The organism is Flavobacterium sp. M31R6, assembly GCF_013284035.1.
In the GTDB taxonomy this organism is placed as follows: Bacteria; Bacteroidota; Bacteroidia; order Flavobacteriales; family Flavobacteriaceae; genus Flavobacterium.
On record NZ_CP054141.1, the window covers coordinates 1,989,002 to 2,011,929 of the forward strand.

The 22,928-nt window shown below is 33.7% G+C and carries 26 protein-coding genes; 5 read left to right on the forward strand and 21 right to left on the reverse strand.

The genetic code is table 11. The features are described 5' to 3' along the window. Positions 1–59 precede the first annotated feature (59 nt). The 3 genes from HQN62_RS08150 to HQN62_RS08160 form a co-directional block, all read right to left on the reverse strand. Complete coding sequence (locus HQN62_RS08150; protein ID WP_254454501.1) at positions 60–401, reverse strand: hypothetical protein; 342 nt, start codon at positions 399–401, stop codon at positions 60–62. A 422-nt stretch (positions 402–823) separates the two neighbouring features. Next, a complete protein-coding gene (locus tag HQN62_RS08155; RefSeq protein WP_173503977.1) occupies positions 824–1,492 on the reverse strand; it encodes a ZIP family metal transporter in 669 nt (222 codons plus the stop codon). A gap of 129 nt (positions 1,493–1,621) precedes the next feature. Then, complete coding sequence (locus HQN62_RS08160) at positions 1,622–2,386, reverse strand: class I SAM-dependent methyltransferase (RefSeq protein WP_173503978.1); 765 nt, start codon at positions 2,384–2,386, stop codon at positions 1,622–1,624. A gap of 94 nt (positions 2,387–2,480) precedes the next feature. Here HQN62_RS08160 and HQN62_RS08165 point away from each other — a divergent pair, with 94 nt between their 5' ends. Then, positions 2,481–3,656 carry a THUMP domain-containing class I SAM-dependent RNA methyltransferase gene (locus HQN62_RS08165; RefSeq protein ID WP_116795644.1) on the forward strand — a complete coding sequence of 392 codons (1,176 nt, stop codon included), beginning with the start codon at positions 2,481–2,483 and terminating at the stop codon, positions 3,654–3,656. A 135-nt stretch (positions 3,657–3,791) separates the two neighbouring features. On the opposite strand, the gene HQN62_RS08170 is transcribed toward HQN62_RS08165, so the two are convergent. Next, on the reverse strand, positions 3,792–5,264 hold the full coding sequence (locus HQN62_RS08170; protein ID WP_116795643.1) for an esterase/lipase family protein: 1,473 nt from the start codon (positions 5,262–5,264) through the stop codon (positions 3,792–3,794). A 344-nt stretch (positions 5,265–5,608) separates the two neighbouring features. Then, positions 5,609–6,511 (reverse strand): hypothetical protein, encoded by a 903-nt coding sequence (locus HQN62_RS08175; RefSeq protein WP_173503979.1) that lies wholly within the window; start codon positions 6,509–6,511, stop codon positions 5,609–5,611. 322 nt (positions 6,512–6,833) lie between these two features. On the opposite strand from HQN62_RS08175, the gene HQN62_RS08180 reads away from it, so the two are divergent. Beyond that, positions 6,834–7,070, forward strand: a complete 237-nt coding sequence (locus tag HQN62_RS08180) for a hypothetical protein (protein ID WP_111409186.1) — start codon at positions 6,834–6,836, stop codon at positions 7,068–7,070. A gap of 83 nt (positions 7,071–7,153) precedes the next feature. Here HQN62_RS08180 and HQN62_RS08185 read toward each other — a convergent pair whose 3' ends face one another. The 7 genes from HQN62_RS08185 to HQN62_RS08215 form a co-directional block, all read right to left on the reverse strand. Beyond that, on the reverse strand, positions 7,154–7,987 hold the full coding sequence (locus tag HQN62_RS08185; protein WP_173503980.1) for a DUF6048 family protein: 834 nt from the start codon (positions 7,985–7,987) through the stop codon (positions 7,154–7,156). Then, positions 7,959–8,474 (reverse strand): DUF6452 family protein, encoded by a 516-nt coding sequence (locus HQN62_RS08190; RefSeq protein WP_254454502.1) that lies wholly within the window; start codon positions 8,472–8,474, stop codon positions 7,959–7,961. The genes HQN62_RS08185 and HQN62_RS08190 overlap by 29 nt, the downstream gene beginning before the upstream one ends. Positions 8,475–8,536: 62 nt before the next feature. Then, entirely contained in the window at positions 8,537–9,949 is a 1,413-nt protein-coding gene (gene rlmD, locus HQN62_RS08195; protein WP_173503982.1) for a 23S rRNA (uracil(1939)-C(5))-methyltransferase RlmD, read from the reverse strand. A gap of 89 nt (positions 9,950–10,038) precedes the next feature. Beyond that, entirely contained in the window at positions 10,039–10,503 is a 465-nt protein-coding gene (locus HQN62_RS08200; protein WP_173503983.1) for a hypothetical protein, read from the reverse strand. Positions 10,504–10,811: 308 nt separating this feature from the next. Next, the gene (locus HQN62_RS08205; protein ID WP_116795637.1) at positions 10,812–11,225 is read right to left on the reverse strand and encodes a hypothetical protein; all 414 of its coding nucleotides are present in this window, start codon (positions 11,223–11,225) and stop codon (positions 10,812–10,814) included. Positions 11,226–11,385: 160 nt separating this feature from the next. Further along, positions 11,386–11,790 carry a hypothetical protein gene (locus HQN62_RS08210; protein ID WP_173503984.1) on the reverse strand — a complete coding sequence of 135 codons (405 nt, stop codon included), beginning with the start codon at positions 11,788–11,790 and terminating at the stop codon, positions 11,386–11,388. Between the two features lie 97 nt (positions 11,791–11,887). Beyond that, entirely contained in the window at positions 11,888–12,943 is a 1,056-nt protein-coding gene (locus HQN62_RS08215) for an AI-2E family transporter (RefSeq protein WP_116795635.1), read from the reverse strand. 210 nt (positions 12,944–13,153) lie between these two features. Between HQN62_RS08215 and HQN62_RS08220 the strand changes: the two genes are divergently transcribed. Beyond that, the gene (locus HQN62_RS08220; protein WP_116795634.1) at positions 13,154–13,564 is read left to right on the forward strand and encodes an OsmC family peroxiredoxin; all 411 of its coding nucleotides are present in this window, start codon (positions 13,154–13,156) and stop codon (positions 13,562–13,564) included. Positions 13,565–13,649: 85 nt separating this feature from the next. Here the strand turns inward: HQN62_RS08220 and HQN62_RS08225 are convergent, their stop codons facing one another. The 7 genes from HQN62_RS08225 to HQN62_RS08255 all read right to left on the reverse strand — a co-directional run bounded on the left by HQN62_RS08225 (position 13,650) and on the right by HQN62_RS08255 (position 18,810). Continuing rightward, positions 13,650–14,081: a hypothetical protein gene (locus HQN62_RS08225; protein WP_173503985.1), complete on the reverse strand. Its 432-nt coding sequence runs from the start codon at positions 14,079–14,081 to the stop codon at positions 13,650–13,652. A 38-nt stretch (positions 14,082–14,119) separates the two neighbouring features. Next, entirely contained in the window at positions 14,120–14,593 is a 474-nt protein-coding gene (locus tag HQN62_RS08230) for a hypothetical protein (protein ID WP_254454503.1), read from the reverse strand. Between the two features lie 97 nt (positions 14,594–14,690). Continuing rightward, complete coding sequence (locus HQN62_RS08235) at positions 14,691–15,677, reverse strand: aldo/keto reductase (RefSeq protein ID WP_173503987.1); 987 nt, start codon at positions 15,675–15,677, stop codon at positions 14,691–14,693. 143 nt (positions 15,678–15,820) lie between these two features. Then, positions 15,821–16,708 carry a cysteine synthase CysM gene (gene cysM / locus HQN62_RS08240; RefSeq protein ID WP_173503988.1) on the reverse strand — a complete coding sequence of 296 codons (888 nt, stop codon included), beginning with the start codon at positions 16,706–16,708 and terminating at the stop codon, positions 15,821–15,823. A 1-nt stretch (position 16,709) separates the two neighbouring features. Beyond that, on the reverse strand, positions 16,710–17,501 hold the full coding sequence (gene epsC / locus HQN62_RS08245; RefSeq protein ID WP_173503989.1) for a serine O-acetyltransferase EpsC: 792 nt from the start codon (positions 17,499–17,501) through the stop codon (positions 16,710–16,712). Positions 17,502–17,661: 160 nt separating this feature from the next. Continuing rightward, on the reverse strand, positions 17,662–18,294 hold the full coding sequence (locus tag HQN62_RS08250; protein ID WP_217362511.1) for an SGNH/GDSL hydrolase family protein: 633 nt from the start codon (positions 18,292–18,294) through the stop codon (positions 17,662–17,664). A 57-nt stretch (positions 18,295–18,351) separates the two neighbouring features. Beyond that, positions 18,352–18,810 (reverse strand): hypothetical protein, encoded by a 459-nt coding sequence (locus tag HQN62_RS08255; RefSeq protein ID WP_173503990.1) that lies wholly within the window; start codon positions 18,808–18,810, stop codon positions 18,352–18,354. 170 nt (positions 18,811–18,980) lie between these two features. On the opposite strand from HQN62_RS08255, the gene HQN62_RS08260 reads away from it, so the two are divergent. Next, the gene (locus tag HQN62_RS08260) at positions 18,981–20,249 is read left to right on the forward strand and encodes an NRAMP family divalent metal transporter (protein WP_173503991.1); all 1,269 of its coding nucleotides are present in this window, start codon (positions 18,981–18,983) and stop codon (positions 20,247–20,249) included. A gap of 108 nt (positions 20,250–20,357) precedes the next feature. On the opposite strand, the gene HQN62_RS08265 is transcribed toward HQN62_RS08260, so the two are convergent. Continuing rightward, positions 20,358–21,518, reverse strand: a complete 1,161-nt coding sequence (locus HQN62_RS08265) for a histidine decarboxylase (RefSeq protein ID WP_173503992.1) — start codon at positions 21,516–21,518, stop codon at positions 20,358–20,360. A gap of 153 nt (positions 21,519–21,671) precedes the next feature. Between HQN62_RS08265 and HQN62_RS08270 the strand changes: the two genes are divergently transcribed. Continuing rightward, complete coding sequence (locus HQN62_RS08270) at positions 21,672–22,124, forward strand: Lrp/AsnC family transcriptional regulator (protein ID WP_173503993.1); 453 nt, start codon at positions 21,672–21,674, stop codon at positions 22,122–22,124. 284 nt (positions 22,125–22,408) lie between these two features. On the opposite strand, the gene HQN62_RS08275 is transcribed toward HQN62_RS08270, so the two are convergent. Then, positions 22,409–22,795 (reverse strand): cupin domain-containing protein, encoded by a 387-nt coding sequence (locus tag HQN62_RS08275; protein ID WP_173503994.1) that lies wholly within the window; start codon positions 22,793–22,795, stop codon positions 22,409–22,411. Between the last annotated feature and the right edge of the window lie 133 nt (positions 22,796–22,928).

Genomic DNA, 22,928 nt, shown 5'->3' on the forward strand with positions numbered 1-22,928 from the left:
GGTTGGTAATAATTGAAAAAAAATGGTTCAACTTTAATTAAAAAGTTAAACCCTTATTTTTAAACGCTTTTTAGAAAAGTGTCTTCTTCTCCTTCTTTTGTTTCTTCCTCCTCATTTGATTCAATAAGGGTATTATGTAAGCGTTCTGCCATTTTTTCGATACTATCCGTAATTGAATCGCATACCAATTCCATTCTACGGTGTTTTTCTTCTTTGACGGCCCTTAAAACATTTTCAACAAAAACTTTGTCATATTTCTCTGCAACAGAATCACGTGTGTTGGTCATTCGTATCACAGATTCATTACTGAATATGGTAACTCTAAAATGTTGCTCTTCGTTACTTAAGTAATATTTACCACCTAATTCATCACAATTGATGTCGGTTGAGCTAATTTTCAATAACTCCGTTATTATACCAAAAATATGATTTTCAATTTTGGTATATGCTTTAGGTTTTTTTCTAAAAAAATTAAACATGCAAACAAATGTATATTAAGGTCTTTAGACAATTTTCTCTCATCGCTTTTTCTGTGAATTTAGTAATAATTTGGTATCAATCTCATAAAGACAGAAACTTCTCAAGAATATATTTTTTGACAAATTAATGGTAATATTTTTAATAATGCAAATTATTTGAATTATATGCAAGTTAGTTTAGGTGATTGACGCTAAATACTTGATTATTTATAAAATATCTCCATCAGAATTAGATTGGATTAAATCAAAATTTAACCAATAAAAGGATTAATTTAAATGATTCTTATAAATAAAGAGAATTGGAAAACAATTAAAAATGGTTTTTTTTCGAAGATTGTATTCGTCTATATTAAATACGCCAGCAGAATACCAATTACAATCATTGATACTTTGGCGATATTGAATTTGTGTCCTTCGCTACTTTCAAAAATGATAGTCGATGAAATATGAAATAAGATTCCAATGACTACTGCTGTAATTTCGGAATAATATTCGTTCAATTGTGGTATAAAGTCAGAAACAATGGTACCCAGAGGTGTCATGATTGCAAAAGTGACCATAAATAGAAAGATGGCCTTTCTATTTAGACTGGAACTGACGAAAAAAGAGGTTAAAATAATTGCAATAGGCAAATGGTGAATTGCTATTCCAATTGCTAAATCATTATGGTGACTTACAGGAAATCCTTCTAAAAAGGCATGAATACAGAGACTGACGAATAGTAACCAAGGTATTTGATACATTTTGGCATGACCATGTACGTGACCATGCTCAGCTCCTTTAGAGAAAAATTCCAATACGATTTGGAACAAAATACCCAACATTATAAAAAGTCCAATGTTATGGTTTCCACTTTCATACACTTCAGGAAGTAGGTGCATTACGGTAAGCGAAAGCAAGAACGAACCACTAAAAGCTAATAATAGTTTTAGGTTGGTTTTGCTTTTCGGTTTTAGAAATAAAGCTATGAAATAACCAATAAGTACTGATAGTAGGGGTAATAGGTAATTCATGTTTTTTGTTTAACCGTTTATTCGTTTAATTATTTATTATTGTTTAACCGCTTTAATATAAGGATATACAATCTGAATTAAAAAGTTTAGCACCGTAGTATTTAACGATTCGGCGATAAACAAAATTAACTATTTAAAAATCATAATTAATCTTTCGCTTTCAGTTTTGTGGAATTTTTTTAGCTTATAATCCCCAAAAATATCCAATAAAAAGATACCGGCTTCTTCCATCATCTCTTCAAAATCTTTTAATGTAAGAGCTTTTACTTTTTCAGTAAAATGATACTTGTGACCTTGGTCTTCAAAATCAATTTCTTTGAAAATATGCCCATCTTTCAGGTAGCGTTTGATTTGGAAATCAATTCCATCAACATGTTTTACTTCTTCTGGAACCAAATTATTAAGCACATTGGTAACATTCATAAAATCAATCACTGCAAAACCATATTCAGATAAGCTTTCTTTTATAGCTTTTAGAGTAGTAAGGTTGTCCTCATCGTTTTCGAAATAACCAAAACTGGTGAACAGATTGAAAATAGCATCAAATTTATCTTCAAATACTTCCCGCATATCATGAACTTGAAAATGCAAGGTTTCATTACTGTTTTTTTGAGCTTCCAATATACTGTTTTCAGATAAATCGGCACCAATAACATTGAACCCTAATTGGTTTAAATAAATGGCATGACGGCCTTTACCGCAAGCTAAGTCAAGCACTTTGGCTTTCTCGGGAAGATTCAGGTAATGAGTCAGATTGTCCATAAACAATTGGGCTTCTCTGTAGTTTCTTTCTTTGTAAAGTATATGATAATATGGACTGTCGAACCAAGAGGCAAACCAATTTTCAGGATTGGAATTGGTAATTTGTGTTTTGTTATTTGTAGAATCGGACATTTATTCTTTTTCAATTAATTTAAGTCCCGCAAATTTAGTGTATTTTTGCCGAATATTAATGATAACAATTCCCCCATTTGGGGGTTAGGGGGCTATGGAGAATTTTAAGATGATTGCCAAAACCTTTTTTGGTTTTGAGGAAATATTAGCAAAAGAGCTAACAATGTTGGGCGCACAGGATGTGGAGCAAGGAGTGAGAATGGTGAGCTTTAAGGGCGATAAAGGTTTTATGTACAAAGCGAATTTGTCTTTGCGTACGGCTTTGAAGATTTTGAAACCAATTTATTTTTTTAAAGCGAGAGACGAGCAATCGTTATATAAAGGAATAAGAGGGACGAATTGGTCTAAATACATCAACGCTAATCAGACTTTTGTGATTGACGCAACGGTACATTCGGAGTATTTTAATCACTCTGAGTTTGTATCTCAAAAATGTAAAGATGCGATTGTAGACCAGTTTCGTGAAAGAACGGGACAGCGTCCGAGTATTGATAAAGCTTTTCCTGATTTAAGGATAAATATACATATTGATAAAGATCAGGTTTCGGTAGCTTTGGATACTTCCGGAAATTCATTGCACCAACGTGGGTACAGAACGGCTACCAACATTGCCCCTATAAACGAGGTTTTGGCAGCGGGTATTTTGTTGCTTTCGGGTTGGGACGGACAAACTGATTTCTTGGATCCGATGTGCGGTTCTGGAACATTTTTGGCAGAAGCAGCGATGATTGCTTGTAATATTCCCGCGAATATCAACCGTAAGGAATTTGCTTTTGAAAAATGGAATGATTGGGATAATGATTTGTTTGACAGCATTCAAGAAAGTTTGTTAAAACGCGTACGTGAGTTTCATTATACTATAAAAGGATATGATAAAGCACCATCTGCGGTTCAAAAAGCCAAAGACAATGTGAAGAATGCCAATCTAGATGAATATATAAAGATAGAGGAAAAGAATTTCTTTGATACTGAGAAAACGTCTGAAGGGAAATTACATATCGTCTTCAATCCGCCTTATGATGAACGTTTGGATATTCATATGGAAGAATTTTATAAAAATATTGGTGATACTTTGAAAAAGAATTATCCAGGAACAAATGCTTGGTTCATTACAGCAAACCTGGAAGCTTTGAAATATGTAGGATTAAAACCTTCTCGTAAAATCAAACTTTTTAATGCGAGTCTTGAAGCACGTTTGGTGAAATATGAAATGTATGAAGGAAGTAAGAGAACGAAGTTTCAGACTGTTCCTGACGGTGGCGCTGAATAATTAGTTCTAAATATCTAAAAATTTAATCCCGATAATTACTATTTAAATCTAGTAATTATCGGGATTTTTGATTTCGTATTTGTTTTGTTTACTGATTGAAATGATTTTTTGACATTATTTGTTATAAAAAGGGAGCTACTCTATTATTCCTTTTTCTTCCCATTTAGTTTTACTAAAATCGAAATCTTTGGGGAATTGAGTGATGTTATTTATTTGAAAAACACCTTTGCTAACAACTCTTTGAAGAACAATATCTATTAGGGTCGTACTGTTGGGTTGAATTGTTTTTTGTAATAAGTCTTCGTTGGCTTTAATTTCACAGGTTACAAATCGAACGAACCCTTCTTGTGGTCGAGGAATAATTTTTAAACCAATTTGGGTAATTCCCTCTGTCTTTTGTCTAAATTCATTTTTGGGCGCACCAACAATCAAGTCGTAGTTAAAATAATAAGTAATTATTTCCTTGTTTATTGAATTTTGTTGGCGATCGGCCACAAATCCAGGTGGGAAATCGTTGGGATTATTGTTTTGGCCCGCAGTAAGCAGTAGGTCAAAATCTGTAATGGGGTAACCCTCAGAATCGGTAATTCTAAAAATTACTTGCGAAAATCGATCATGAATAAAATGAGTATGGAAAAATAAAAATTCAGGTGCTGTTTCTATTAATTCATTTTTTTGAACGGTATTAGTTTCTAATTTAAATTGCTCTTTTAACTCATTGTATTTTTCAATAGAGTCAACGTTTATACATTTAAAAATAGAAGTTATGATTTCTTTACTTTTTGGATCCCTAGACTTACGTACACTATTCATAATTCCTTTTTCTGATCCAGAATGTGATTTTCCGGTTATAATTCTTAAAGGCACCTCGGGAGATTCCTTATATTCAATGATATCAAGTGTTGAGGAGATTTTGACTTCATTATTTTTGTTTTTTATTGCGTTTTGTTTTAACTGTATGTATCTCGAATTCAAATTTGCTGCCGCAGTTCTTACAACTCCGTCAGAGCCTAGTTCGCCTGTATAGGAGTTTAAGTGGTCATACAGTTTTCTGTCAATAGTTTGTCCGGTCAATACAAAGGGGAAAATACCCTGTTCTCCAATTTGATGTCCATCAGATAGAATCCACTTTTTATTTAATTCCCAAGAAGATTTACTGCCTAATTCAAGCCAGTTCAAAACTCTCTGACCAGGTTCGACTCCATCAAAGAATGATTTAATTCGGCTCAGTTTTGCTTTACCAAGTTGGGCTAGTGCTGATCCAAAATTGGCAGGAGCAAGCATAATTAAATGACTTATTTTAGTTGGACTATTATCATAAAAATAACTCCACCAATGACGCACTACTGGTCCACCTGTAGAATGAGTTATGCATACAAAACTTTGAATTCCTCTAAGTTGTTCCTTAATTGCTGAATCGAGTCCCTTGGCAATATCATCCAGGCCAACCTCGTCGTGAAAGCTAATGTATCGACTTAAAAAAATATGTTGTATGTCAATTTCTACACCGTTAGCAGCTGCTTCCAGTTGTAACCTTTCAGGCAATTCACCATAAGTGTTTAGATTTGTGACACTCCAGCCATGTATAAATACTAAAGTTTTTTTCATTTTTTTTAGTTAAAAGATTTCTTTTTAGGATATATCCCAAATGTTTTATTTTGTTTAAATTAAGAGAAGTTAAAGGTCATCTAGAACTGTGGTTTTCAGATTAAAATTGAATTCGTTTTTTTGTTGAAGATGGTACCTTATAATGCTTGGTTTATGTATATTAATAAATTGACACTATTGGAAAAATTAGAAGACAGTTGGTTATAATACATTTAAATTTTGTCAAAATCTCTTTCATCCATAATAGAGTTAATTTGCATTTTTTATTTGACTTCCGTAAGATTATAGTTGTTTTTTTGCTTAATATATAAGGCCCTTCTGGGCTTACGAAGTTTTATCCATTGTTAAATTGTTACAAATTCTCCGCTATTAGCATCATATTTCATTGAGAACTTGCCTATATCTGTTAGTTTTTTTATTGTATTTCGTACTGTATTTATTCTGGTTTGATAATTAGTGTTGCCTATTGTACATAAGTTAGAAAAGGCTTTGTCGTAGTTTCCATTGGTGTTAATTGCCAGTGCAATACGGTCACTCGTGGCTCTTCCTTGGTGTCGAATATCACAAATCATTTGGCAGACATTTGCAGGAACATTGTTTAACCCATATCGTTTATTATAGGACTTCATATTTTCTTTATACAGATCAATTGCTGTTTCAACTTGAGTTTTTCGATGATTGGGATCATTTGTGGCCCAGTGAACAAATCGTGCAGCACAAATTAATTCTTGATTTTCTATATCATTTAGTGTTGGATTGAGATAATCCATCAGTGCTTGTGAACTCGAATCATTTTCTAAAGGAGAAAGTACCCCACTGGAAGATTTATAAAAAATCCTGTTATTGGATAAAACTAATTTTGGGAAATAATCGGTTGCATTAGGTAATTGCAATAGCTTTCTGAAAAATTTTATAAAATCTCCATTTGGGACATGTGCGGCATACTGCATAAAGCTAAAAGTAAATTGCGCTCTATCATATGTATTCAAACATTTGAATGAACCTGAACTTTCTGCCATGGCAGTTGGATAGATAAAATAGGCCCAAAAACCATATTCTGCACTATAATCTTCAGGTTTATAGGCCAGTCCTGCAGTAACTGAAGTATTGAATAGTCCAACATTCCCTTCATATCTGGTTTTATTCCCAATATTGAATTTTGTTTCAGTTGAATTAATGCTTTGTGCATTGAAAGCTGTTCTTCCACTTGATGTTACTGCGCTAGTAATAGAAAAATCAATCGCCATAGTATTATTTTTTTAAAATTATGATGAATTTTTTTTTAACTAATTTTAATCTACTGATGATTAAAATGGAATGCAATTATAAATCTGGGGAAAATTATTTGTATGTAATTGTAAGTTAGTTGCTTATGATTTTTATTTTAATAAAATATAAAATTAGTGCAAAAAAACAATAGGAAAAAGACTTAAGTCAATTATTGTTAAAGTTTTATTTATTGAACGGTTTTTTCGAGATAAAACTAAAGCTCAAAATAAATAGTGGTTATTACTTAGAATTATCTAGATTTTCATCTAATTTTGAAAAAATATATTTAAATACAATAAAATGACAAAATTACAAGTAAGAGCATTTCTATACAATCTAGGTTGCTTTGCCATATTGTTTATATCATTTCGTTATTTGGTAGAACAGTATACCAATCTTTCTGGATTTTGGATTCCAATGACGGCTTTTATCGCAGGAACGCTTTTGTCCCCAAAATTTCAAGCTGCCAAAACCAAAGACGGTGAAAAACTATTCATGTCTTGGTTATTTGTAAAAGGAATTAAAGAAATCGGATAATCGACTTAGACTAAAAAATAAAAGGAGTAAAACTGAATCGATAAACTCAGTTTTACTCCTTTTTTTTTAAATTAAATTTTGACTTATTTCTTCTTTGGTGCTGTTTTTACAGGTATAACTTTCTTTTTGTAAATTGGGATAAAATAGGAAACGGTATAGTTAAAACCTGCTCCAAAATTACCATCATAAGTTCTGTTGAATCCTGGGATATAAAGGTTCTCAAAGTTACCAGGCTCAGAATTTGTTACCAATACTTTCAATTGTAAACTAAAGCCAACATAAATATTGTTGAAGACTTTTACGTTTACTCCAGCAGCGACTTCAGCCCAACTAGCTGTTAATCCATCGTATTTTTTTCCGGAATCTATCAATCCCGATTGTCCAAAATAAGGATGTGGATTATAGATAAGATAGTTATTTAATTGTTCGTTAAATGTACTAAAACCATAACGTACACCTAGCGTAATAAGGTTTTCCATATCCAGCCAATTGGTGTATGCATTATAATCAAAACCTACTTTAAGATAAGAGCCTTTGGTTGTGGTGCTCAATAATGGATCTTCGACTGTGACTTCTTCACTACCAATTTCTCCGTACAAATAGTATTTTTTGGTCAATCGATAATCTGCGGTAAATCCAATTCCATTGTAATTAGAATCATAAATAGACCGTGCAATTTTGTTTATATCAGCACCAACAATCAAACCATAGCGATCTGTTTTGGGTTTTATGGTGTCTGTTGCTGCAGCTTCGAGTTTTTTTTCTGGATTCTTTTTTGTTGGTGTAACATTTTTAGTTTCCGTTATTTTTACATCTTGCTCCGTACTTGTTGTGGTAGTCGTTTTTTCTTGTGCCTGTACAAATAACAGTGACAACAAAAAGCAAATACTAAAAGAATATTTTAATAATTGTTTCATTTTCGGATGTTATTTTATTTTTTGCGACTATTACATAGTGAATCCACATTTCGTCGGCAGGTGTTGTATCTGATAGTACGAAAGGGTTTACTGAATCCAGATCATAAATGGTCTTAAAACCGCAAGCTCTAGATACATATTTACTTTCTCGGGTATATTTAAATTCTAGGTTGTCTGTATTCACCAAGAGAGGATTTTTATTGCCGGAATTTAGAATAAATTTATACTTTACAATATCGGCATCTGTATTCAATGGGAGCAGTATACTGTCCGCACTTGTTAAATACTTAGCTTCATCAATTCCAGACGGATTAAAAACCACTCCTTCGGTTTTTCCTTCACCGATAACTTTTAAGTTCGTCACGTTTTTTCTAACTGAAGGATTCGAAATATCGAAAAATTGGATAAGCATTCTTGGGGTGGTGGGTGTACTTGGATCACAAATATCATCTGGTTCGCAACTGGAAGAGGCGAAACCAAGAATCATTAAAAATGCAATTATTTTTTTCATATTTATTTTCTTCCCCTTTAGGGGTTAAGGGGTGAGGCTTATCGTTTTTCCAAAAGTACAACATTTTCAACATGATGCGTTTGCGGGAACATATCCACTGGTCGCACTCGTGTTACTTTGTATTTTTCGTCCATTAAAGCCAAATCTCTAGCTTGTGTAGCCGAGTTGCAACTTACATAAACAACTTTTTCAGGAGCAATTTTCATAATTTGTTCAATTACGTCTTTGTGCATACCATCTCTTGGTGGGTCAGTAATAATTACGTCAGGATGTCCGTGCTGTGCTATGAAAGCATCATTGAAAACAACTTTCATATCTCCCACAAAGAACTCACAATTAGTGATTTCATTGCGTACAGCATTGGCTTTTGCATCTTTAATGGCGTCTGGAACACTTTCTACTCCAATAACTTTTTTAGCTTTTTTGGATACGAATTGCGCAATAGTTCCAGTTCCAGTATATAAATCATAAACAATTTCATTACCGGTAAGACCAGCAAAATCACGAGTTATTTTGTATAATTCGTATGCCTGATCCGAGTTGGTTTGGTAAAAAGATTTAGCATTAATACTAAATTTTAATCCTTCCATTTCTTCAAGGATATAATCTCTTCCTTTATATAATTTTATGTCGGTATCATATAAAGTGTCGTTTGCTTTATTGTTAACGACATATTGTAAAGAAGTGATTTGAGGGAATTTCTCGTAAAGATGATCAAGGATTAATTCTCTGTTGGCTTTGTCATTTTCAAAAAACTGAATCAAAACCATGATTTCTCCAGTTGAAGCCGTTCTCAGCATCAAAGTTCTTAGTAAACCTTCATGGGCTCTTGGATTAAAGAAAGTTAAACCATGCTCATTGGCAAAGGCGCGAACTTCATTACGAATTGCATTCGAAGGATCTTCCTGTAAATGACATTTGTTGATGTCCAAGATTTTGTCCCACATTTTTGGAATATGGAAACCAAGGGCATTTCGGTTTCCCAAATCTTCTTCGCTTCCTATTTCATCTTCGGTCAACCAACGGCTGTTCGAAAACGAAAATTCCATTTTATTTCTATAAAAAAACTGTTTTTCAGAACCCAAAATTGGCTCAAATTCAGGAAGTTCAATTTTGCCAATGCGTTGCAAATGATTTTTTACCTCATTTTGTTTAAAGATCAACTGTTGACTGTATTTCATATTTTGCCATTTGCATCCGCCACAAACACCAAAATGTTCGCAAATTGGATCCACACGATGTTCCGATAGTTCATGAAAATGAACCGCTTTCCCTTCATAGTAAGCCTTGCGCTTCTTGAAAGTTTGCACATCAACAACATCCCCGGGAACAACATTTGGGATAAAAACTACTTTTCCATCGGGAGCTTTTGCCACCGAAACGCCTTTTGCACCAGCATCAAGGACTTTTATTTGATGAAAGACAACTTTGTCTGTATTTTTCTTAGCCATAGCGCAAAAATAAGGCTTTGGATTTATTTTTGGATTTTAATTCTGATTTTTTTTAATAAATGGTATAATTATCCAATGCCCGCAACCATTTACTCAAATTCATCCTTCCAGTCTTTGGTCGAAATTGCCGAAGCTTTATTTTCCGAGTTCATCGTTACCCTCATTTCCTTATTTGCTTTAGCATATTCAAAAAGAGCCTTAAATCGAAACACATTTGTATTGTCGGTTTTGTTTGGAACCATTTCCACGAATTCAAGATCTTTGAAAAGACCATATTTTAGGCTGTATTTCACGCAAATTTTTTTGATGTTCTCGGGTGTGGATTTGGCAATAACCTTATCTGTGGCTTCACTTTGTGTAAAAGGCTTGAATTTAATGTCATTACAGGTCATCAAAACTCTTTTCCCTAACTCGTAAGCTTTGTTTTTTTGCGCTTCATCGGCAGTGTTCATTTCTGTCGGTTCAACACTTTTTCCTATTTGTTTCCCATTTACGGTTTTAGTTTTACATCCTATCAACAAGAAAACACAGCCTATTATAATTACGTTCTTCATACTATTATAAGTTTCTATAAGAACGTAAGTTAGCGAATTAAAGTATAGTTTTCTCTTTATTAGAGCCTAATCCCGCTTTTCGCTTTAAATTCTCGTCTTAGAAGTAATATCACTAAGCCTGGAAATGAGCTTCCGTTGGTCGCTCTTTCTGGGCAAGTGTTATAATACTTCCAGAACGTTCTGGTATTACAGTTGGTTTGGGACTAAATTAAGCCCATTATTTGGATTTGCAAGATCATCCCAAATACAAAACCAACTTTCCATTAAGCAAATTACCCAAATCTGCTGTAGTTGTTGCTGGTAGTTTTTTATTTGGTTTGTATTATTTTTACTCCATCATAATAGTCGCCATTTTGCATACTTATTACTAGAATTCTTTCAGAATTAGTATTGTTTTGGTTTAATGTAATAATAATTTTTTTTCCGTCTTCTTTGCGTTCAACTTGGAAATCAGAATTTGTAATGACAAAATTTTTAGAAAGTTTGTCAACATTTATCAAATCAATATTATTATTGTTAAAAGAAATGCCACTTAACCACCAAGATGTAGATTCGGTTGTAATAGTAATAGAATTCTTATTGGGATTTAGAGTTGCTGTCTTTTGAGATAATTTAATATTGTCATCCCATTTTCCTATAGGATCCTCATTTTCACTAGTGCTGCAAGAAATCATAAAAATTCCAATCAAAGTAAGAAATCCATAAATGATAATTTTTTTCATAATATTTTGTTTTTTATTGTTTTTAAGGAATTCGGCTTTAAAATTTCCTAAAAATCAAGTATTTACGCTGTAATCGGAGGCAGGGGATGTATGGAGAGATTTGGGATTTAAAAATATTAAGAGGCTTAATATCGAGAATTAATTAGTTTCTAGCTAATCCTTAATTATCCAAATCAGAGTATACCAATGTTGGTTTTCCATTAACGCAATCTACTCCAGTTGGAGGCAGTATTATTTCACACGTAGACATGATTCCCCATTTTTTATTAAAGGTTGCTTGTGCATTGGTATAGTTTTCTACTTTTTTTAGAAACTCAGGAACATTAATTTTTAAGGAATACGGAATATATCCTGTTGAACCTCCACATGCTTTTGAACCAATAGCCGCAAAAGACCATTCTGCTGGGTTAGTACATGGAGTGGTATTAGCCATGGAGGCGGAAATGATTTCATCATACATTTTCGTTATATTCTGATTTTCTGTTTCTTTTGTGGAAGAATCATCATTATTGCAACTGAATAATAATATACTAAACGCGATAAATAAAAACTTTATATTTTTCATAATTGTTTGTTTGATAAATAGATGGCTATTTAAATGAAAGGTTGCGTCAATTTTGAAAATAATAATTTAAATATTGCCATTGAAATTGCTATTGAAATTATTTTCCATCACTCAATAACAGTGATAGAGATTTAAGACTTTCTGTTCGGTCTGCTATTAGTTTTAAAATGCTAATAAATGGAATGAATAAAATCATCCCCGCAGTTCCCCATAGAATGCCTCCTGCAATGACCATGATCAGAATTACGAGTGTATTAATTTTCAAGCGGCTCCCTACAGCATATGGAAATATAATATAAGCTTCCAGTACTTGCACCAGCGAAAAGACTAAGATAACTCCAATAGGGTACCAAATGGAATTAAAAGTGATCCAAGCTACTGTAATTGGTAACAGCGACGAAACCATAATGCCTACATAAGGTATAAAGGTAAGTACAGAAGCGGTAAACCCAAAAAGGAATGGATAGGGAATGCCGATAATAAGAAGTCCAATGCTATTCAAAAGCCCGACTATTACATAAACTACGAGCATCCCTTTTATAAATTTGTAGTATTCATGAATAGTTTCAAAGATAATTTCGCGAATCATTTCTTTTTTGTCCAGAGGAAAAATATGGTATAATGCCTCAACTAACAATTGACGATAAAATAATATCAGTGCCGAAAAAATGGGAACTATTAAAAGATAAAATAGTGATTCCGAGAAAGAATAGACAGCGTTTTTAAGGAAAGTGAATATTTGTGAACCTGAATTGTTTAGCGTGTTTTTTATGTAGATCATTTGTTTTTCTTCGTTTACTCCAAATTGATTGGTTAAAAACACACTCAGTTGGTTAATGGTCTCTTCTAATTTTGTTTCCAAAGTTTGCCATTCATTTGAAAATTCTAAAATTTGTGAGAAAAGGAGAAATAGTATGATAGTAAATAAAAGCGCTACTGCAATTAAGGAAAGTCCAATCGCTACATTAAAGTTTACTCCTTTTTGTTCCATCCATTTGCAAACAGGATAAAGTATAAAACTGATAAGTAAAGCAAAGCTCAACGGAATGAATAAAGATTTTCCAAAATACAAAATTACCAATGTAATGAACAGATACTGAAAAACTTCCAAAGCATTAGTTTTTTTAGAAAAATCGGGTGGAATGGGTATCATATTAGACTGAATTTGACTGTTGCTGTTTCTTCTTCTATTAAATTTTATTGATTATAAAGTATGTAAATAACTGATTTACAAGTTACAAAATATTTTAGAGACAGAATTATTTGTTGCTATTCATTATTAAATTTTCGTTAAAAAAGATGTTTTGAAAAATGTATTTTTCATTTAAAACCTAAATTTGAGTAAACTAAAAAGACTATTATCATGAAAAGAAATGCAACCGCAGTTTGGAATGGCTCCCTGATGGAAGGCGCCGGTAAATTAACGACACAAAGTACAACTTTAGAAAACACCCAATATTCATTTAAATCTCGATTTGCCGAAGGCGTAGGCACTAATCCGGAAGAACTGGTTGCGGCGGCACATGCAGGTTGCTTTACGATGCAACTAACGGCTTTTATTGGCGAAACCACTGCAGTAATTGATAGTATAGAAACAAAATGCGCTATTAATTTAGTCGACGGAACTATTATCGGTTCACACTTAATCGTGAATGCTAAAATAAGTGGTATTTCAAACGAAACGTTTCAAGAATTAGTTACTAAAGCGGAAAAGAATTGCCCGATTTCAAAACTATTCAATACCGAAATTACTTCAGCAGCGACTTTGGTTTAGTCATTTAACAAAATATCAAAAGGTTCGGTTTACTGTTTAACCGAACCTTTTGTTGTTTTATATAATTCCTTGATTTTAAAAAGTCTTACCCTTTCTTTTTAATCCATTCGTAATTGACGATGGATAAAAAGTAGAAAAAACTATCTGCTGTTATTTTTCCTAAAATAATTCCGATGAAATAATTGCTTGTTAATATTGGCATCCAATACATACAAAACGGGCGGATAAAAAAGAAATCCAAAGCAGCAGGATAACCAAATTCGAGAAATAAATTCCGAATTAAGTACATGATTCCCTTTAGAGTTGTTTTTTCATTGTGAAGTTTATGTGTTTTGTATGACCTATAAATCATAACTCCATAAAAAGCAAAATATTCGGCAAACGTAATCAAATACGCTGTTGTCAATCCGCTAAAAATCCTGCTGAATTGTGATGCAATCAAAGCGGCGCTAGTGGCTGCCAATTCGGAGTATTTATAACGATCAAACCATTCTTTAAAATTTGCTTTATTGAACATTTTGTGTTTTTTTGAAAATTAGAATTAAGCTACTAGCTTTAAACCTTTCTTGTAAAAAGTTTGTTTTTGGCTAATGCCAATAAAGTAATGATAAGAATGATAAAGTAAATGGTGGTGAATACACTCTTTACAACAGTAAAGAAACTTGTGGTTTGAACTTGTAATGTGCTAATATTGGGATAATCTTTCAGCATATTTATAATTCCAATGTTTTCTCCATAATCGAATAAACCAGATAATAGAGGGAGTAAACACAAATAGAATAATGAACTTTCAAGTTTTCCTAATTTGTTTAAAAAATAAGCGAGTATCAAACAGGAACTAATTCCAAAAAGGAAAGGATAAATCAAATCTAATGGGAGCTGATGGTACAAGTACGAATCTCTACCAGTAGTTCCCAAAGTGTTAAAAAGTGTGCTGACATATTGAACATCATAACCGGTTGGCATCATATCCAAGATTTTCATGTCTCCAGAAAATTTCATTATCTCAGGAATCGTTATTATAAGCATAATACCATACACGGTATTACAAAGTATAAATAACAATAATACAGTTTTACCTTTTATATTTCTTTTGATGTATTCTCTCACGGTTCCGTCTGATAAATTACCAAAGCTGGTGCACTTGCGGTTTTATATATTGCTCGTAAATGGCGTTCATAGCTGTGATTTTTTCGGGAGTCAGTTTTGGTAAATCATAGAGAGACAGATTGGACAAAACATGGCTTTGTTTTGATGCTCCCGGAATAATACAGCTAATTTCGTTAAAATTAAGAATCCATTGCAGGGCAATAGGAGCTAAGTTAGTAGCTTCTGGAAAGAGTGCTTTTAAGGCTTCAACGGCTTTTAATCCCAACTCATAATTAATTCCGGAGAACGTTTCTCCTTTGTCGAAAGCCGCTCCTTCACGATTGAAATTTCTATGGTCCTGTTCACCAAAAGTGGTTTTGGAATCAAATAATCCAGTCAATAAACCACTGGCCAGTGGCACTCTTGCAATAATTCCGATGTCCTTTTTTTGTGCTTCTTTGAAAAACAATTCAGAAGGACGTTGACGAAAAAGATTAAATATAATCTGAACTGTCGTTACATTAGAGTATTCAATAGCTTTTAAGGCTTCTTCGACTTTTTCTACACTGACGCCCAAATTTAAAATCTTCCCTTGTTCTTTTAAGCGGTCGAACATTTCAAAAATTTCCGGACGGTAAAATACTTGGTTTGGTGGGCAGTGTAACTGAATAAGATCTAGTGTTTCCAATCCCATTCTTTTCAAACTGTCTTCAACGTATTTTTGCAATACTTTGGGTTTATAGCCTTCATTTATATGCGGATTGATGTGTCTGCCACATTTTGTCGCTATATAAATGCGTTCTGAACGGGAACGAACCACTCTTCCCACGGCTGTTTCGCTCAATCCATTTTCGTAAACATCGGCAGTGTCAATAAAATTCACACCCTTATCAATGGCGGTATTGATTAATTCGTCTGCGGTTTTATCATTAAAGGGAGAACCCCATTTTCCGCCTACTTGCCAAGTGCCAAGTGCTATTTCTGAAATATTGAAATTGGTTTTTCCTAGTTTACGATAGTTCATTTTTTTATTTTTAAGTTTCTAAGAAGCTAAGTTTCTGAGATTTTTTCTAATTTTTTTAGGATGTTTATTTCTAAATTATTGAGATTTAAAAGTTTTAAAGAAAAACTTAGATGCTTAGTGTCTCAGGAACTTAGAAACTTTTCTTAGTCAAATAAATCAGAAGATAAATAACGGTCTCCACGGTCGCAGACGATGGCGACAACCACACCCGATTCGAGTTGATTGGCAATTTTTACGGCTACAGCCACCGATCCACCGCTACTCATACCAGCAAAAACTCCTTCTTCCTTGGCAAGTCTTTTGGTCATTTCACGCGCTTCTTCTTCACTGACATCAACCGTAACATCAACTTTTGAGGCATCAAAAATCTTAGGTAAGTATTCTTTTGGCCATTTTCTAATACCCGGAATTTGTGAACCTTCGCTAGGCTGTGCTCCAATAATTTGAATATTTGGGTTTTTCTCTTTCAAGTAAGTTGAGGTTCCAATAATCGTTCCTGTAGTCCCCATTGCCGAGACAAAATGGGTAACGGTTCCGTCTGTATCATTCCATATTTCGGGTCCCGTAGTTTTATAATGGGCCTTCCAGTTGTCATTATTGGCAAACTGATTTAGCATTACATAGCCGCCTTCGGCTACTTTTTTATCCGCGTAATCCCTAGAGCCAATTATCCCTAAACTTGCTGGTGTCTGAATAACCGTTGCGCCATAAGCCTGCATCGTTTGTGTACGCTCGATGGTGGAATCTTCGGGTAGTACCAATTCAATATCTATGTTGAATAATTGGGCTATCATGGCCAAGGCAATTCCGGTGTTTCCACTGGTTGCTTCAATTAATTTGTCTCCTTTTTTGATATCTCCTCTTTCAATAGCTGATGCAATCATATTGTAGGCCGCGCGGTCTTTTACACTTCCTCCAGGATTGTCACCTTCAAGTTTCAATAAAAGTTTTACGTTTTTGTTTGCAACTAATCGGGTTGTTTCCACCAGTGGCGTATTCCCGATTAATTCTACTAATTTATAGGTTTTCATTTTATTTTTTCTCTTTTACTTTAACTTCGGTTGTGGTGGTGTTTAATACGATTGAATCAGCAGGGATTGATTTTGTTACCCATGAATTTCCACCTACAATACTATTTTTTCCAATAATTGTCGTTCCTCCCAAAATGGTTGCATTGGCATATAGGCAAACGTTTTTCTCAACGGTAGGATGTCTTTTTGAATTTTTCATGTCTTTACTCACGCTCAACGCTCCCAAAGTCACCCCTTGATATATTTTTACATTTTTTTCAATAACGGTGGTTTCGCCAATTACGATTCCAGTGGCATGGTCAATAAAGAAAGGAGATGCGATTGTAGCTCCTGCATGAATATCGGTTCCCGTAATTCGGTGTGCATATTCGCTCATTAATCTTGAAAAAAGCATCAAATCCAACAAATACAGTTCATGACTTAATCTGTAAATGGCAATGGCATAAAATCCAGGATAGGCAAGGTAAATCTCTTCAATACTATTGGATGCCGGGTCATTTTCTAGAATATAAGATGCGTCTTTGTTCAGGTTTTCTAGTACGGAGGGCAATTTGTGCAAAAAATTCCCCCAGGCACTTTCGCACGAGTCTTGTGCTTTTTTGCAGGCCAAAGAAGCTATTTCTTTAAATTGTTTTTCTAGTTCGTCGATACTTTCATCGAGTGGCGCATTAGAATCAAATAAAGTGTAAAACAGTTTTTCGGTAAAGGCTTCCGTTTTGGTCTTTATGCTGTAATTTATAGAAAAATGACTTTTTGAAGCGCTAATATTTTGAACAATCAGATCTTTGGTCATGATTATGAAATTGAATGTTATTTTTGAAAGGATAAAAGTAAGGCGTTTTTCAGAAAAAATAACAATGATTAACTAAAGAATTAGGTTAATAACCATTGAGACAATTGGGTTTGAAAGGATATAACAGAATCGCTATTTTTTTGAAATTATATCACATTAATTACAAATAACTAATGATTGTTTCAATGATTGATTCCATCACGAGGTATCCTTCTTTATTAGGGTGAACTCCATCTTCTGAATAAATGGATTTTAGACCTTTTCGCTCATCCACCATGGCCGAATAATAATCTACATACGGGATATTATTTGTTTCGGCATATTTCAGAATCATTTCATTCAATGCTTCTATTTTATTGGCTGGTTCCATTCCTCGTTTCCAAGGAAAATCATTAGCGGGGAGGATGGAACATAAAATGACTTTGATGTTATTTACTTTGGACAATTCGCACATGGATATGAGGTTTCCTAGAATTGTTTCTAGTGTTGTTGGGCCAGTATTTCCTGCAATATCATTGCCTCCAGCCAGAATAATAACAATTTTGGGTTTCAGTTCAATAACATCCGGTCTAAAACGCAAGAGCATTTGCGAAGTGGTTTGGCCATTAATACCACGATTGATGTATGATTTGCCAACAAAAAAATCTTGATGAATAGTTTTCCAGCCTTCGGTTATGGAATCTCCAAAAAATACAATTCTTTTTTCTCCAGACAATGGAGCTAAAATCTGTTCATTCTCGGTTTTGTATTTGTTTAAATACCCCCAGTCGAGGATTTTTTCTTTTCTTTCCATAAATAGTGGGTTGCAATTGAAATGACCTTATGATTTGTTCTAAAATTATTATAATGATTAGTTTCTTATGCGTTTGTATTTTTCGGTTATTATTCGGTCAACTCCCAGTTTCTCTACTTTCTCTACTCCTTGTTGGATTAGGGTATCATTTTTTATGGAAACTTTAAATTCAAATTTGTTATTCTCCCATGCTCTGTTGGAGAAATATTCCAGATATTCAGTGTAGGTATCATTTACCAAAGTATATCTACCGGCACCAGCAGAAAATTTTGGATTGGGTTCTTTACCCATAGTCAAATCGTGAACGAAAAATGCAAAATGATCTGGATTGATAATTTTGATCATTTTTACTTTTGGATCAAAAGTAGAAAAAGTGGAATCTTTTTGAGTTGATGTTGCCGAAATGAGTTCCCAAGTTCCAATAATTGGCAAATCATTATGTTTGGTTTTATTTTGGCTAATACCGTTGGAGTAACTGATTATCGCAATAAATAGTAGAGATAGTTTGATTTTCATTTTTAGGTTTTAATGATTGAAAATTATTAAACTAAAGTACAATTTATTTTGCATTTGGATTTATTTAGAATTGAAACAATGGTTTAAAACATGTAAATTAGCAAGAAATAGTTGAAAATAAAGTTGTCAAAATGGATTAGTGCTTTTTTAAATAATTATAAAATTCTTGAATGAACAATAAAAATGTATTGAGAAAAAGAATCGCTCACTATTGGAGATTAATAGGGCCTGGACTTGTTACAGGCGCCAGTGACGATGATCCTTCTGGAATTGCAACTTACTCACAAGCGGGTGCTGCCTATGGACTTACAACTTTATGGACATCCATTGTTGCCTTCCCTTTGATGGCGGCAATACAACAAATGTGTGCGAGAATTGGTTTGGTAACCAGTCAGGGGTTAACCGGGACTTTGAAAAAAAATTACCCAAGGCCTATTTTGTATTTAATGCTTTTGTTTAGTTTTCCCGCTATAGTTATGAATATAGGCGCTGATATAGCAGGTATGGGAGCTGTAGGTAATTTACTTTTTCCTTCTATTGATGCCTCTTTTTTTAGTGTTTTTTTTACTATTTTACTTTTAGGGCTTATTATCTATTTGCCATATCAAAAAATAGCTTCAGTGCTTAAATATTTATGTATTGTAATGTTGGTTTATTTTATAGTTCCCTTTTTGTATAAACAGGATTTTGGGACTATTATAAAAGCCACATTTGTTCCAACAATTCAGTGGAATAGAGATTTTATTGCAATCCTTGTTGGTATTTTGGGAACAACAATTTCACCCTATCTTTTTTTCTGGCAAGCTTCAGTTGAGGTTGAGGAAATGAAGCATAAGAAAAAACATTTAATGGTTAACAAAAGAATCATTCATGAAATGAGGCAGGATGTCGATTTTGGAATGACTTTCTCAGGATTGGTGATGTATTTTATTATTCTTACAACAGGAACGGTTTTGTTTAAGGGAGGTGTTCATCAAATTGATACGGTGGAACAAGCAGCGCAAGCTTTGAGACCTTTGGCGGGAAATATGGCTTATTTGCTTTTTGCAATAGGAGTTATAGGAACTGGACTAATTGCTATTCCGGTATTGAGTGGTTCACTGTCTTATATTTTTAGCGAAACTTTTGGATGGGAGGAAGGATTGGATAAAAAATTCCATGAAGCAAAAGGATTTTACGTCATTATCGCAATGTCATTATTGCTTGGTTTGTCTCTGAATTATATTGGAATTTCACCTGTCAAAGCGCTGATCTATACCGCAATATTGTATGGATTGACAGCTCCTGTTTTGATTGCCATCATTTTGCATGTTTCCAATAACAAAAAAATTATGGGTGAATTTGTAAATGGATGGTTAACCAATGTTTTAGGATTTATAGCTTTGATTATAATGTCTTTGGCAGCGGTATTGTTACTTTATTTTCAATTTGAAAGTTGAAACAATACTTAAAATCCAACCACAAATTCACTCGAGGCTGGATTTTTCAGAATTAATAATCAATGTATAAAGACAAATTTCTCAAACTTTTGCAAACGAAATGTAAATCTAGAAATTGAATTCTGCGATTTCTTCGGGGTTTTCAATGCAATTTTCTACGTCATTGATGAATAGGTCAATTTGTTCTTTGGTTACATTGGGCATGCAAATAATATGGGAGATGTCGCCCTCAGTGGCCAATTGCCATTTTGATTTAACTTCTTCGGCTGTTTTTGGGAAAACTACTGTTATGGAATTTGGATTTCTCCAAGCAGCGATTCCTATGTTTTTTAATCTCTGTTCACAGTATTCGGCTACTTCGAGGCTGTGTAAATAACGATTTTTTAGACCTTCCACTCCGAGTTTTTTTATGGCATACCATAAAAACAACGGACAATGACCGTTTCTAGACCCTGTAATAGTAGTGTCTAAAGAACCAATATAGGATATTCCTTTGGAGATTCGATCTCTGTTGGAACGCTTTGTGATAATAACTCCAGTTGGAATAGGGGAACCTATAAATTTATGTCCACTGATTGAAATACTGTCAGCACCATCTTTAAAATCAAAAGGGAATCTAGGTTCCATAAAAGCTCCATAACTTCCCGATAAGGCCGCGTCACAATGGATGTAACTGTCTTGTATAGCTAATCCTTTTAGAATATCCCTGATTTTTGAAACGTCGTCTTTGGCTTCTTTCATAGTTGTGCCAAAAGTGGTAAGCACAATTGCTGGCTTATGACGATTCATTTTTAGGGTATTTTCAAAATCGACATAATCAATTTCGCCATTTTCCTGTGAGCGAATAACGATGCTCGGAATATTGAGTAAGTGGATGTTTTTGCGCACACTGTAATGGGTCGATTCTGAGTAATAGACCATCGCTTTTGGGTATAATTCACGGGCAAGATACAATCCATATAAATTGCTTTCGGAACCGCCATTGGTTACATAACCCCAATAATCTTTTGGATTGGCGCGGAATAATTTGGCGAAAAAGCCAACCACTTCTCTTTCGAGTTCGTGGGTTTGTACTTTGTAGGTGCAGTCCTCAAAAGGGTCACCCAAATTATTGATGGGATATTTGAAAAAATGATTGATTTCTGAATAATCAAAATCTTTGGATACAGGATAGCCCAAGAAATTATCTCTGGCATTTTCTATGTATTGTTCTAACTCAAATAAGCGTTGATTGTCTTGTTCGGATAATGATTCTGAAATAGGTAGCATACTATTTAATTTTACTGTAAATGTACTTTTAAAGATTTAATATGCTGCATATGTGATAGTATTCGAAATATAATTCTAATTTTGAGTAATAATTCAGTTTTTAAGTATTGTATTTAATGTTGACTTTTTCTAAAACCATATAATTATTCTGAGATGGATTCGATAGACAAAAAAATATTGATGCTTTTGCAGCAGGATGCGAAACAAAACACAAAAGAAATCGCCGAAAAAGTAGGGTTGTCTGTTTCTCCCACTTTTGAGAGAATAAAAAAATTAGAGCAAAAAAAATACATCAAAAATTATGTGGCTTTGCTCGATGCAGCTAAAATAGGGAAATCAATCAGTGTGTATTGTCAAGTGACTTTGGCGGTGCATTCCCGGGAATTGATTGATGATTTTAAACAGCATATTCTTGTATTGCCTGAAGTTACCGGCTGTTTCCACGTATCTGGAAATTATGATTTTTTATTGAAAGTGGCTGTCAATGATATGAATGAATATCAAAAGTTTGTCATCGATAAATTGTCGGTTATCAAAGGGATTTCGAATGTGCAGAGTTCTTTTGTAATGGAAGAAATTAAAAATGACTTTGCTTATAATTTATGAAATTGAATATTTTATGGTTACGTCTGATGCTTTTGTGTGAAGGATAGGAACGGCATCTCCCGATTTAGAAAAACAAGGCTTTTTTGCCGTAGTTTTTGTTAATCGGGAATACAGTGGATAGCCTGACCTTGTTGCTTAACAAAATTATTTTATTGGCAGATAATGTTTTGCAACAAGGGCACACCATTAAAAAAAATCTGACTCTTGAAAAGGAATCAGATTTTTGGGATATTTAAATTGCTGCTCAAGAGGCAAGATGAATTGTTTTGTTTAAAAAATTGCTGTCACATTTTTTTTGCAGGCTTTATTTCCGTCACTATTAATTTTAAAGTGGTGGTTCCAATATTTTTTGCCATATGCGTTACGGCTGGGAGATACATTGCAGTTCCCATTTTGACATCTATAGTCGTCGCTGGTTTGCCTTTGTCGGTGATCTGAATTTTGCCACTAGTCAAGGCATAGACTGAATGGTTGGGGTGACTGTGCCAAGCGGTTGATACACCCGGAGCGAATACAACTTCCAAAACTCTGACTTTGTCATTTTCAAGCAGCACTTTTTTATACACATTTGGCGCTACTTTTATTGGGTCTTGCGCATACAAACTGGTGCTTTGAATTAGGAATAGTCCGAAAAAGAGGGTATTCATTAAAAATATTTTAATTGTTTTCATCTCATTTAAATTTAAGTCAAACTTTTTTGAATTTAATTGACCTACTCATTTATGTTTTTTGAGTAGTCGGATGGTATTTATTTTGAATATTTTGTTAGTCGAATTGACAAGGACAGTCTAGTTAGGTTAGGGT